The following is a 12,174-nucleotide window of genomic DNA, read 5'->3' as shown; positions in this document are numbered from 1 at the left end:
TACAGCAATTTTGATGATTTGAGAGCACGTAAGGTTGCAAATTTTCTAGCTTAAAGGTCATGACTCGCGTACGCAAAAAAGACGATAGTTCAGAAGTCCGCAAAGTGACTTGGGTGGGGCTTGGCTGGAACGCCGCACTCTCCGTGGCCAAGTTTGTTGTTGGCGTGGTGGGGAACTCCCAGGCGCTCGTTGCCGATGCTATCCACAGTGCGTCTGATTTTGTGACCGATGTCGCCGTGATTGTCGGCAGCCACTTTTGGAATTCGCCACCGGATGCGGAACACCCTTACGGGCATAGGCGATTCGAAACTCTCATTACGATTGGCATTGGCCTTGCCGTTGCCGCCGTGGGTATTGGCATTGGATATAAGGCCGTCCTTGCGCTGTTGGCGGGTGAAGCTTCGCACCCGGAAACGTCCGTTGCCGTGATGGCGCTTGCCTCCATTATCGTAAAAGAGATCCTTTTCCGCTACACGCGAAATGCGGGGCGTAAAATCCGCAGTCAGGTGCTCGAGGCGAACGCTTGGCACCACCGTAGCGACTCTTTTAGCTCGATTCCCGTGCTTGTGGCGGTCGTTTTTGCCATTTTGCTCCCACAGCTTTGGTTCGCGGATTCCGTCGGTGCACTTGTCGTTGCTTTTTTCGTGATTCATTCTGCGATTGAAATTGCGGCTCCGGGGCTTAGGCAGCTTGTGGACCGTGGCGCAAATCCCGATGTCCTGGGCAAGTTGCGGAGTGTGGCGCTTTCGCACCCGAAAGTCATCAGTTTGCATGGGCTCCGTTCCCGCTACGTTGGGAGTGACCTGCATGTGGACGTGCATATTGTGGTCGATGACCAGATGACGCTGAAAGATGCTCATGATGTTGCCGAAGAGGTGGAACAGTTGCTCATCGATTCGAACGAAAACGTTGTCGATGCGCTCGTGCACATTGACCCCTACAACGCCAATCGCGCCGCCCAGGGCGAAATCAAGACGATTGAGAAGTAGCCTCTTTTCACACCAGTAAATATTCCAATGTGGTATTAGGACTTTGGCGATTCTGCCTCGCTGGAATCGCGTTTCTAGTTATATTAATTTGGTGCAAGTAGCGAGGTTTGATTATGGTACTCGACGAATTTTACAAGTTGAATAATGGGCAGCGAATCCCGAAAATTGCTTTGGGTACATGGCAAACCCCAAATGACGTGGCGGCAACCGCTGTTGCGACCGCTATTGATGCGGGCTATCGCCATATTGATACCGCAATCGCCTACGAAAATGAGGCGGGAGTCGGTGCTGGGCTCAAGGCGGCGCTAAAATCGACTGGAATTCACCGTGAAAGCATTTTTATCACGACGAAAATCCCTGCCGAAGTCAAGAATTATGCTGATACGGTACGCTGTATCCAGGAATCGATGGATCGCTTGGATGCATGCCATATCGACATGATGCTCATTCATGCTCCGCGTCCGTGGGCCGAAATGGGCGTCCCTAACGGAAACCATTATTACCGTGAAAATGTGGATGTCTGGAATGCGCTAGAAGAAGCTTACGAAGCGGGTAAAATCCGTGCAATTGGCGTTTCGAATTTTGAAATTGACGACCTGAATAATTTGCTGGCGGAAGCTCGCGTGGTGCCTGCAGTAAACCAGATTCGCGTTCACATCGGTCATGTGCCGACGGAACTGATTGACTTCTGCGAACAGGTCGGAATTCTGGTGGAAGCGTATTCGCCGAATGCGACAGGGCGCCTTTTGAAGGTGCCAGAAGTCTGTGTGATGGCGGAAAAATACCATGTCTCGGTACCGCAACTTGCAAGCCGTTTTGTGTTGCAGCTCGGGCTTTTACCGCTCCCGAAATCCGTACACGAAGAGCGCATCCGGCAGAACGCTAAGCTCGATTTCGAAATCAATTCGAACGATATGGCCGCGCTGCTTGAACTCGACGGACTGTAACCCCACCCAGTTAAATCCTGAAATGCAAAAAAATCCCGTTCGTTTGAACGGGATTTTTGACTCTTGTCACCGAATTAAGTTTGGTAAACTTGTCGAACTTTAGTCGTTGATCATGTGTTCGTAGAACTTACGGTACATGTCCTTTTCTTCGGTCTTGCGGACGGCAATAGCGTCTTGCGGATGGCGGTTGAGCATACCCGTGATCATCTGCGGGATGATGTAACCCCATTCGTACTTGCTCTGCAACGGCAAGAAGAGTTCCTGGATGGCGTCGAGAACCGGACGGAGATCATACTTCGGATTCTTGAGGAAACCGAGGAGGAGTTCCGTGGTGCAGTTGCCTGCGCCGCGGCCCATGCCGGACACGGAGCCGTCGAGGTAGTCGACGTGGTTGATGATGGCTTGGATCGTGTTGGAGAAGGCGAGCTGCTGGTTGTTGTGACCGTGGAAGCCGAACTTCTTGTTTTTCACGATGCCTTTGTAGCGGGCAAGTTCCTTGTCGATGTCTTCCTGGTAGAAAGCGCCGAAGCTGTCGACGAGGTAAAGCACGTCGGCCTTGCATTCTTCGTTGACCTGGTGGAGGGCTTCGTCGAGTTCCGGACCGCGGTCGCGGCTCACGGCCATGATGTTGAGCGTTGTTTCGTAGCCCATGTCATGGAAGGCGTTCACCATGCTGATACCCTTGTCGATGTTCTTGACGTAGCTTGCCACGCGGAACATCTGGTACGGGCTTTCGGAAGCGGGCTTCACGGCATCCATGTTGACGCGGCCCACGTCGGCCATCACAGCCATCTTCATCTTGGAATCGATACCGTCCTTGACCTTCCAAAGCAAATCGTCGTCGCAGAACTTCCACGGACCGTATTCCTTCGGATCGAAGAGTTCTGGGGAGTTCTTGTAACCCATTTCCATGTAGTCTACGCCGGCTGCAGTGAGAAGGGTGTACAATCTACGCACGAATTCAAGAGAAAAATCGTGCTTGTTGACGAGGCCGCCATCGCGGATCGTGCAGTCGAGAACTTTAATGGTTTCGTAGTACATGGTTAGATCTTTGGTTTTAGGTTTAAAGTTACTTGTGACGTCATTCAGAGCGATGAAATCGCGAAGAATCCAGTCGTTTTTTATTACGTTGCAAACATAGGTTTTGAAATTTGAATGGTCAATAAATTTTTTGATGCTTCTGAAAAATATTTAATATTTAACGTAAAATTTGCGTTGAAATGACTGGATGAGGCTTGTTTGCTTTAGTTCTGAGGTCTTTAAACCTTCGAAAGATGTCTCCGTTTGGACTCGGTTGCCGTAAAGCCCTTATAATAAATTGCTGTTTCGAGTTGCTCTGAATGGCTTACCGTTTAAGCTTTAACTGGTTGACTTTATAATTTACGCTAAATATGCGTTGAAAATAACGGTGTTTCCCTATCTCGTATGAGGTTTATTTTACTTTTTTCCAAAGCCTCGTGTATCTATATTTAGCGCATGCATATATATAAGCTTTCCCCGATTTTCTCTGCCGCGTTTTTTTTGAGCGCGGGCGCAGCCTCTGCTGAGACCAAGTTTTTCTACAACCAGGTCGGTTATGATGTCGGTCAGCCGATTTCCGTGATTGTCAAGAGCGACAATCTTTCGGATGGCGCTGAATTTAGCGTGATGTCCGGTGGCTCGGCGGTCAAGACGGGGAAGCTTTCGGCGGGTACGAATCCGGATAACTGGCTTTCCAATGGCAAGTTTTATGTTGCAGATTTGAGTGGACTAACGGCCGGCAAGTATACGTTGCAGGTTTCTGAAAATGGGCAACCGCAGAAATCGGGCGAATTTACGGTGGGCGAAAACGCTTTGGCGTCAAACACGCTTGCATCAGTGCTCAATTACTTCTATGATGATCGTGCAGATGACCCTACTGTTGAAGGCTGGGACAAAAGCATGGGTGTTTATAATTCCAGCAAAAAGGTGGATGTTCATGGCGGCTGGTACGATGCCAGTGGCGATGTGAGTAAATACTTGAGCCATCTTTCTTATGCCAATTATTTGAACCCGCAGCAGATTCCGCTAACAGTCTGGTCGCTTGCTTTTGCTTCGGAACGCATCCCGAAGTTGCTTAGTTCGACTGCGACAAAGGCGAAAACGGCTGATGAAGCGGCGTACGGTGCTGACTTTTTGGTGCGCATGCTTGCCGAAGAAGGCTTCTTTTATATGACCGTGTTTGATAACTGGGGCTCGCCTCTGGGCAAACGTGAAATTTGCGCGTTCTCCGGTTCCGATGGCATCAAGAGTGCTGATTACCAGACGGCGTTCCGTGAAGGCGGTGGTATGGCAATTGCGGGTCTCGCAAGCGCTGCAAGGCTCAAGCTGAAGGGCGATTTTACGAGCGAACAGTATTTGGCTGCTGCGGAGAAGGCTTATAAGCATTTGTCCGAAAAGCAGAGTATTGGTGGCAATTGCACTTATTGCGATGACCACAAGGAAAACATCATTGACGATTATACGGCGCTTTTGGCAGCAACGGAACTTTATGCGGCTACAAAAGATAGTGTGTATCTGAAGGATGCTCGCAAACGTGCAATTCATCTTGAAGGTCGTTTGAGTGAAGATGGCTATTTCTGGAGTGATGATGCAAAGACGCGTCCGTTCTGGCATGCAAGTGATGCTGGCCTCCCGCTGATTGCGCTTATCCGCTATGCCGAAATTGAAGCTACTACTGAGGAATCTGTTGATGAGGTTGTTGACGGAAGTCCAGTTTGGGTTTGTCCGCTTTGTATGGGGTGTAGCTGCAACAATCAGCTCTTGGTTGGCGCCCGCCAGACCATTGAAAAGCATTCCAAATGGCTAATTTCTGTTACGAATAAGGTAGACAATCCGTTCGGTTATGCCCGCCAGACCTACAAGACTCAGGACAAAATAAAGGATGGCTTCTTTATCCCGCACGATAATGAAAGTAATTATTGGTGGCAGGGTGAAGATGCCCGCATTGCAAGCCTTGCAGCTGCATCAATGTTTGCGGCTCGTGCTTTGAACGAAAGTGTTGCCGATAGTGTACAGAAATATGCAACTGATCAGCTCGACTGGATTTTAGGCAAGAACCCGTATGCAACTTGCATGATGTACGGCAAGGGTACGAAGAATCCGAAAAAGTATGATGGTCAGTCCGATTATGATGCGACACTTGAAGGTGGTATTGCTAATGGCATTACCGGCAAGAATCAGGATGGTTCGGGCATTGCTTGGACTGATGACGGTGTTGCTGCCGTGGGCTTTGATTCTATGAAGGAATCTTGGCAGGTGTGGCGCTGGGATGAACAGTGGCTTCCGCATAGCACATGGTATTTGATGGCTATCGTGGAACGTTACGATGAAGTTTCGAAGAAGGTGGAACCGCCGCGTTCCGCATTGCCGAAGTCTGTAGCTGCGGCGAAGTTTGGCATGTCGCTAGTGGGCAACACGCTTTCGCTCAATTTGCCGCGTTCTGTGGTGGGCAAGTCCATCAATATTCTTGATGTGCAAGGCAATGTACAAATGCAAAAGACCGCCCAGAGCATGAACGAATCCCTCAACGTAAACACGCTCAAGAGCGGACTTTACCTCGTACAAGTTCAAGGCTTCTCCGCCAAGAAATTTGTTGTAAAGTAATCTGCTAATTCGACACTTTAAACTGCTTGGGAGCGGCGTAGGCCATCTGCACTAGGATGTCCTTGCCGGTTTCCATGAGCTTTTTGGCTTGCTCGGCGAGCGTGTCGCTATCGTTTTCCTTGATGACTTTGCTCAAGTGTTCCATGGCGGCGTTCACATCGGACTTTGTCTGGATGCGGAGCTCGCCAATGTCAAAGTGAGCACGGCGGATAATGGCGGCATCCGTTTCTTTTGCAAGTCCCTTCTCGAGCAACGTAATCGCCGCTTCCGGGATTTTCTTCTGCTTGGCGGTGGCTCCCCACTCAATCCATTGTGTGCTTGGAATTTCAACAAAGCTCGTGGCAATCTTATTTACGGCATCCTTGACTTCCATAAACTTGACTGGTTCTTCTTGCAGTAGCGCTGTCAGCCCATATTGCAGTAAGCGAGAGGCGTTTTCCGTTTCACCATTGTTTGCCGCTTCAAGCCCATTGCTAATCATCTTGCGAGTGCGTTCGCCAGGCGTGACCGCATCTTCGTTCTTTTGTTCGGTAACGGCTTGTTTTGTGCCTCCATCGGCTCGGTGCGGCATCGCATAGCCCGCAAGCCCGCCTAAAGCAAAGAAGAACGGCGATTCCACTGCGACCGCATTGAATATTCCTGGGTTCAGGAACCAGTCAATCGCCATGCTCCCGACAAGGGCTAATTGCGAAATCTTGCTGACGTAAGACGGAATGGCGTCTTTCTCTTTGTCGAATACATTTGCACCAAGCAAAAAGCAAATCATCAGGCTTACGCCCATGTAGCGCTGCGTGGCGAACTGCCCAAAGAACGATGTGTCTACTAGCAAATCCACAAAGAAACCGCTAATAATAGCGATTACCACTGCGTAAACGTAAACAAAGAACGCGTGCCAACGCTTTTCGAGCTGCATCAGCGCGAACATGAAAAATACGGCGAAGAAAATAAACGACCATGCGCTCGGGAACAGTAAACTACAGGTAAGCCAACTTTCAGAGTTGCCTCGGCTAGGCTGGTATGCCCAACGGTAACGGATGAATTTGTCCGTGTAATTGTAAATCCACTTCTTGAGCTCCGCCTCGTATTGTTTGTCTGTAGGGTAGCTGCCGTGCTCCGCGGCGTATTGCTCCTTGCCCCCCTGATTTTCCCACCATTCGAGGAATTCCACTTTTATTTGCTCGACGCGTTCTTCGATAATCGGCGTCGGATGCTCGACTTGGTAACGTTCCTTGTAGAGCTCAAATTCCTGCATCTTGATGGTGTCATTTGGCGTGAGACCCACGTTCCTAAATTCTTGAGCGCGCTCCTCTTCCCACCATTTGTCAAAGGATTCGTGAATATCCTTTTCTTGGCGTATTTGTTGGATTGTCGGGTTTAGGGTCGTCTGGAAGTTGAAAACCCCGAGGGCCGCGATCGCTATAAGCGTCACGTAATGATGGAATTTGAAAAACCGGAACGGTTTTAGGAGGATGCTCAATATTTTCTTCATACTAATGAATATAAACAAATCATTAGTGATGTGTAATTGGGCTAGGGGGCGAAATGTAGTCTAAAAGCGTGTTAGAACGTGCGTTTGCCGTATTCGTTCAGCTGATTCCACAGAAAATCGGTATTTACGTCCCGGAATCCCTGGGCATTTACCTCTTCGCGGAGCTTGTGGGCGAGGGCGAACAGGTTCGGGCTCTTTTTCATGCGTTCGTTGGCGTCAAACGTGGTCAGGGCGTCAATCCATTCGTGAATTTCCGGGAAACGGTCGTCGTTGAACACGTTTTCGCGACCGTTCTCGATGTATTCCATGTAGCGCTTGGTGATCAGGCGGCCTTCTTCAGTGTAGATTTCCTTCGCCTTGGGGTAGAGCTTTACGCCGGTCAGGTATTCGTGCATCACGGCACCGAAACTAAAGTAGTCCACGGCGTACGTGATGTTTTCGCTAGACTGGGCAAGTTCGGGGGCGCTGTAGCTTGGCGATGAAAGCCCGCCGCCTTCGGTGACGGTTTCGCGCATCTTGGCCTGTGCGTAGCCAAAGTCGCAGAGCAAAATCTTATGGTTGTTCTTGTGCGCCGGATTCTGGCACAGGAGCAAGTTCTTGGGCTTGATGTCCTTATGCACAATTTGGTAGTAATGGAGCTGGCTGATGGTGTTTGCAAGGTAGGCGATTTGTGCCACGCGCTGCAAAAGTTCTTCGTCAGTGAGCTTTGGCTTGATGACTCTATCGAGCGAGCAACCTTTGATAAACTCTAGCTTGAGGTAGGGGTGGCGACCCGCGATGCCTCCGCCAAAAGTCTGCACCACGCCTTCGATGTTTGTGGCGCGGATGAGGTTGTTGATGCGGATTTCGTCTTGGAACGCGCTCAGGAGCATGTTCAAACGGTGCAAACGGTTTTTGCCTGGGGGTGCCCAGTACTTGCAGATTTTCACGACGATTTCTTTTTCGTCGTAGCGCTTTTCATCGCGCGGGTGTTCAATCCAGAGCTTGGCGCGGTAAAGCTGGTTTGTGCCTACGAGCGAAAGCGGCTCGATAAGCTCGATGCGTTCTGCATTGCCGTTGTGCTTAAAGTCAGGGTTGTGGTCGAACCACCGCTGGTATTCTTCCATGGTGTAGTTCGGACGGAGCGCCAAATTGCGCGAGACCCTGTCCATCGTTTCTGCCAAATTGTTCCAGAACATGAAAAAAAATTAGCAAAAAAGGTGACCCCGGCACGGAGGCCGGGGTGACAGGGGCGACAAAAAAGATGCCCGCTTACTTCGACTGCGCTCAGCACAGGCTCCGGCGGGCATGACTTTGTTACTTCTTCTTTTCTTCGTCTTCGGCGTGGGAGCGCGCGAACGTGACCTTTTCTTCGCTCTGTTCTTCGAGCTTGGATGTGATGAAGTCGTAAGCCTCATCGACGGTGTCGCAGAACTTGAAGAGCTTGAGGTCTTCGGGATTGATCATGCCCGTTTCGGCGAAAAATTCCCAGTTCAGAGCCTTCTTCCAGAAGTTCGAATCAAAAATCACGACCGGCATCTGCTGCGCATACTTATCGGTCTGGATAAGCGTGAGCATTTCGAAGGCTTCGTCGAGCGTGCCGAAGCCTCCAGGGAAAATCACGAGCGCACGAGCCATGCGCAGGAACCAGTACTTACGGACAAAGAAATAACGGAACTGCAAGTTCAGTTCGTCATCAATGTACGGGTTGCAGTGTTGTTCGAAAGGCAGCTTGATGTTCAAACCGACAGAAGGCGTACCCACGTCAGATGCACCGCGGTTGCCGGCTTCCATAATGCCCGGACCACCGCCTGTCATGATGGCGTAGCCGTGGTGGCGCTTGTTTATCCACTTGCCGAGCTTGGCAGCGAGTTCACGAGCTGCATTGTAAGAATCAGCGACTTTGGAGAGTCGGTCAAGCCTTGCAAGTTCCTTTTTATCCTTGCAGCCCTTGCGGCGTTTTTTGATTTCGTCGGGCGGAAGTGTGCGTGCCGAACCAAAGAACACGATAGAATTCTTGATGTCTTCTTGTGCAAAAACTTGTGCAGGCTGGAAAAATTCAGAAAGGAATCGAATGGGGCGTGCGGCATCGCTTTCCATAAATTCGGCGTTGTTGTATGCCATCTGCCCTGGAATCGTGCGTACTTTTTTCGGTGCCATAATAAACCTCTTTTTCGTTATATATGGAATAATATACGTTAAAATGGCTTTAGGGGCGAAAAAATAAGGTTTTTATCTTCTTACTTGGACTAACATTTATATATTAGTGGTATGCTAGTAAAAATGTGGACAGATAATTTTGTCATTACGGGCGAAATCGACACTTTGCGTGACGAACGCCTCACGGACTATATCCGTGAAAACAAGGACTTTATTGCGGTGACGCAGGTGCGCGTTTGCGATAGGAATGAAAAGGACCTGTTCCGTACGCACTTCCTCAACGTCAGCACCAGTCACATCGAGATTATTCTCCCAGCGGAATAGAACTTGTCATGCCCGCCCCCGAGCGGGCACCTCCGTTACCACTCGATTGCAATCTTTGCGACGAGGAAGCGGCGGGAGACTTCATCGAGCTTGGCCGGGTCAATCTCAATGCCAAGCAGTCCTGCAAAAATGACAAACGGACTAGGGGTTGTCCCCTGGTTGTTGCACTTGACGCGCACGACCATTGTGCCGTTCTGAATATCAATCCCTAAAATCTGCTCGTTTAAGTCCATCTGCTGACCGCGGTGGTTCGTGACAATAGGCAATTGCTTTTGTTCGAACTTTTGCATAAGGTCGGCGGGGATGCTTTCGGGCGTGTGGCGGTAGACCATCGCCTTCGGGAAATGCTTCGAGAGCTTTTCCTTTAATGGTTCGATGTCCACGATTTCCATGCCGCGCGGGAACGGAGCGCTGAGCTTTGCGATAATGGCGGGTTTACCTTCGGCGGAGAGGTCGAGCTTTTGCAATAAATCAACGCTGATGACTTCGCAGTAAGTCTCAAGTCCGAGCGGCAAGGCACCCATGTTTACAATGCGGGGCTTCGGGCTGAAGCCTTCGCTGAACTTGATCGGGATGCCTGCGCAAATGAACGTGCGTTCGAAGAAACTGAGCATGTTGTGGTGCGGCAGGAATCGGCTGATGCCGGACTTCTTGAATGTAATCTTGTAGCTGTAGCTCACCTTCTGGCTCGGGCGGCGTTCTGCCACGAGCTTCTTGATTTCTTCAGGGGTACGGCTCGGCGCCTTGTGGCGCACAGGATCGTCGGCGAGGACAATTTCTTTGCCGAATCCCGGAATGCCGCATGCTTGGCAGTCGCCCCATTTGCAGTTCGGCACGGGTGCGGAATTCGGGTCGAATGCCTTTTCCCATTCGCGGCGCAAGTATTGCTTTGTCGTGCCCGCATGGATAAAGTCCCACGGGAAGACTTCGTCTTTATCGCGTTCGCGGTAGACCCAGTTCGTGTCGTAGCCGCATTCTTGCCAGACTTCGAGCCACTTGTTAAAGTCAAAACGGTAGCTGTCGCTTTCAAAGATGATGCCCTTCTTGTAGGCGGCGTAAATGACTGGACCGAGGCTGCGGTCGCCACGGCTGTAGACTGCTTCCAAGAAACTTGTTTCCCAGGCCGCCCAGTTGATTTTCACGTTCGGGTGCTTGAAGAACTTTTCGCGCACGTAGCGGATGTGCCCGAGTGCCGTTTCTTTGTCCATAAACGGAGCCCATTGCAGGCCCGTAAATGATTTCGGAATGAGAATGCCGATGCTCACCGCAATTTGAATGCCGCGGTTATACTTGCGCCCGATTTTCACGAGATTGAAGATGAGCTCGCAGAATGCCTGCATATCATCCAAGTTCTCGGTCGGGAAACCGATCATCGTGTAAAGCTTGATCTTGTTGAACCCGCTGGAGAATGCGTGTTCGGCGGCGTCGTACATGTCTTGGTCGCTGATGGTCTTGTTGATCATCTTGCGGATGCGTTCGGAACCAGTTTCTGGCGCAAACGTAGCGCTGCGACCACCTTTAAGTGCTGCAACTTTTTCAGCGAGACTTTGTCCAAAACTGTTGACGCGGATACTCGGGAGGCTTACGTCTACGTTATCGTAAAACGGGTCATCGATAATGGAATCCGTGAGCGCTTCGACCGGCTTGTAGTCAGCGGTCGAAAGTGACAAAAGTCCGAGTTCGCGTTCGCCTGTCGCCTGAATGCCTGCCTTTGCAATGTCCAGAACATCGTCCGGATTGAGCTCGCGGCACGGCCTGTACCAAATACCCGCCTGGCAGAAACGGCAACCCTGCGCGCAACCACGCATCACTTCCACACTAAAACGGTTGTGGACAAGTTGCATATTGGCAATCAAGTTCTTGATGGGGTAGTCTTTCGGGTCCAAAACCGGGATGAACTGGCGGCGTACACCGTTCGTTTTTTCGTAAGAGCCCTTTGCGGGTTCTGCCGGGACGATTACGCCGTATTCGTTCTTGACAACCTTCGTCAAGCTCGGCACGTAAACGCCATCAATTTTAGACAAGTTTTCCAGAATCTGGGCGCGCTTGAGTCCCGCCTTGCGTCCTTCGCCAACGCAACGCACAAATTTGACAATCAGCTTTTCGCCATCGCCAATCATGAACGCGTCAAAGAAATCGGCGACCGGTTCCGGGTTGCCCATCGAAGGTCCACCCGAAACGACAATCGGGTCGCTCTCGGCACGGTCTTTTTGCCATGCCGGAATCCCTGCAAGTTCAAGCACGTACGGCACGTTTGTAAAGTTGAGCTCGGTCTGGAGCGTGAGCCCCACGACTTCGTAATCCTTGACCGCCGTATAGCTCGCGTGCGTATAAAGCGGAATATCGTACTTCTTCATCTCGGCGGCCATGTCGTCCCACGGCGCAAAAGCCACTTCGCAAAGCAAATCCGGTTCGCGGTTCAGCACATGGTACAAAATTCTGAGCCCGTTGTTGCTCATGCCGATTTCGTAAGTGTCCGGGAACACAAACGCCATGCGTGCAAGCATTTTGCTGTGGTCTTTGATGACGCTGTTCGCTTCGCCACCCATGTAACGGGCGGGGGATTCTACTGCGGGGAGTGCAAGTGCGATTTTCTCAAGGATTGTCATATCCCCAAAAATAGATAATCTTGTTGCCTGCCCTGTAATATTTTAATATTATT

At 50.6% G+C, this 12,174-nt stretch carries 9 protein-coding genes; 4 read left to right on the top strand and 5 right to left on the bottom strand.

Translation table 11 applies throughout. The features are described 5' to 3' along the window. Window positions 1–59: 59 nt before the first annotated feature. Both BUC30_RS03255 and BUC30_RS03250 read left to right on the top strand, forming a co-directional pair. Window positions 60–989: a cation diffusion facilitator family transporter gene (locus tag BUC30_RS03255; RefSeq protein WP_014546683.1), complete on the top strand. Its 930-nt coding sequence runs from the start codon at window positions 60–62 to the stop codon at window positions 987–989. A gap of 113 nt (window positions 990–1,102) precedes the next feature. After that, on the top strand, window positions 1,103–1,936 hold the full coding sequence (locus BUC30_RS03250; protein WP_073423502.1) for an aldo/keto reductase: 834 nt from the start codon (window positions 1,103–1,105) through the stop codon (window positions 1,934–1,936). 99 nt (window positions 1,937–2,035) lie between these two features. Here BUC30_RS03250 and BUC30_RS03245 read toward each other — a convergent pair whose 3' ends face one another. Then, a complete protein-coding gene (locus BUC30_RS03245; protein ID WP_014546686.1) occupies window positions 2,036–2,977 on the bottom strand; it encodes an aldolase catalytic domain-containing protein in 942 nt (313 codons plus the stop codon). 435 nt (window positions 2,978–3,412) lie between these two features. On the opposite strand from BUC30_RS03245, the gene BUC30_RS03240 reads away from it, so the two are divergent. Further along, entirely contained in the window at window positions 3,413–5,560 is a 2,148-nt protein-coding gene (locus tag BUC30_RS03240; protein ID WP_073423501.1) for a glycoside hydrolase family 9 protein, read from the top strand. 4 nt (window positions 5,561–5,564) lie between these two features. On the opposite strand, the gene BUC30_RS03235 is transcribed toward BUC30_RS03240, so the two are convergent. The 3 genes from BUC30_RS03235 to BUC30_RS03225 all read right to left on the bottom strand — a co-directional run bounded on the left by BUC30_RS03235 (window position 5,565) and on the right by BUC30_RS03225 (window position 9,188). Continuing rightward, on the bottom strand, window positions 5,565–7,049 hold the full coding sequence (locus tag BUC30_RS03235; RefSeq protein WP_073423500.1) for a hypothetical protein: 1,485 nt from the start codon (window positions 7,047–7,049) through the stop codon (window positions 5,565–5,567). 71 nt (window positions 7,050–7,120) lie between these two features. Then, window positions 7,121–8,227, bottom strand: coding sequence for a protein kinase domain-containing protein (locus tag BUC30_RS03230; RefSeq protein WP_073423499.1), 1,107 nt, complete (start codon window positions 8,225–8,227; stop codon window positions 7,121–7,123). A 118-nt stretch (window positions 8,228–8,345) separates the two neighbouring features. After that, window positions 8,346–9,188, bottom strand: a complete 843-nt coding sequence (locus BUC30_RS03225) for an LOG family protein (protein ID WP_073423498.1) — start codon at window positions 9,186–9,188, stop codon at window positions 8,346–8,348. Between the two features lie 111 nt (window positions 9,189–9,299). Between BUC30_RS03225 and BUC30_RS03220 the strand changes: the two genes are divergently transcribed. Next, window positions 9,300–9,512 (top strand): DUF6812 domain-containing protein, encoded by a 213-nt coding sequence (locus BUC30_RS03220; RefSeq protein ID WP_015732184.1) that lies wholly within the window; start codon window positions 9,300–9,302, stop codon window positions 9,510–9,512. A 35-nt stretch (window positions 9,513–9,547) separates the two neighbouring features. Here BUC30_RS03220 and BUC30_RS03215 read toward each other — a convergent pair whose 3' ends face one another. Further along, the gene (locus BUC30_RS03215) at window positions 9,548–12,121 is read right to left on the bottom strand and encodes a TIGR03960 family B12-binding radical SAM protein (RefSeq protein ID WP_073423497.1); all 2,574 of its coding nucleotides are present in this window, start codon (window positions 12,119–12,121) and stop codon (window positions 9,548–9,550) included. Window positions 12,122–12,174 lie beyond the last annotated feature (53 nt).

The organism is Fibrobacter sp. UWB7 (assembly GCF_900142945.1).
GTDB lineage: Bacteria > Fibrobacterota > Fibrobacteria > Fibrobacterales > Fibrobacteraceae > Fibrobacter.
Note: the sequence above shows the minus strand (reverse complement) of the source record. Positions and strands in the feature narration are given on the sequence as shown.

What these genes read in the sequence shown, in the direction of transcription:
- BUC30_RS03255 (WP_014546683.1), top strand. Translation starts at nt 60, where the DNA reads ATGACTCGCGTACGCAAAAAAGACGATAGTTCAGAAGTCCGCAAAGTG.
- BUC30_RS03250 (WP_073423502.1), top strand. Translation starts at nt 1,103, where the DNA reads ATGGTACTCGACGAATTTTACAAGTTGAATAATGGGCAGCGAATCCCG.
- BUC30_RS03245 (WP_014546686.1), bottom strand. Translation starts at nt 2,977, where the DNA reads ATGTACTACGAAACCATTAAAGTTCTCGACTGCACGATCCGCGATGGC.
- BUC30_RS03240 (WP_073423501.1), top strand. Translation starts at nt 3,413, where the DNA reads ATGCATATATATAAGCTTTCCCCGATTTTCTCTGCCGCGTTTTTTTTG.
- BUC30_RS03235 (WP_073423500.1), bottom strand. Translation starts at nt 7,049, where the DNA reads ATGAAGAAAATATTGAGCATCCTCCTAAAACCGTTCCGGTTTTTCAAA.
- BUC30_RS03230 (WP_073423499.1), bottom strand. Translation starts at nt 8,227, where the DNA reads ATGTTCTGGAACAATTTGGCAGAAACGATGGACAGGGTCTCGCGCAAT.
- BUC30_RS03225 (WP_073423498.1), bottom strand. Translation starts at nt 9,188, where the DNA reads ATGGCACCGAAAAAAGTACGCACGATTCCAGGGCAGATGGCATACAAC.
- BUC30_RS03220 (WP_015732184.1), top strand. Translation starts at nt 9,300, where the DNA reads ATGCTAGTAAAAATGTGGACAGATAATTTTGTCATTACGGGCGAAATC.
- BUC30_RS03215 (WP_073423497.1), bottom strand. Translation starts at nt 12,121, where the DNA reads ATGACAATCCTTGAGAAAATCGCACTTGCACTCCCCGCAGTAGAATCC.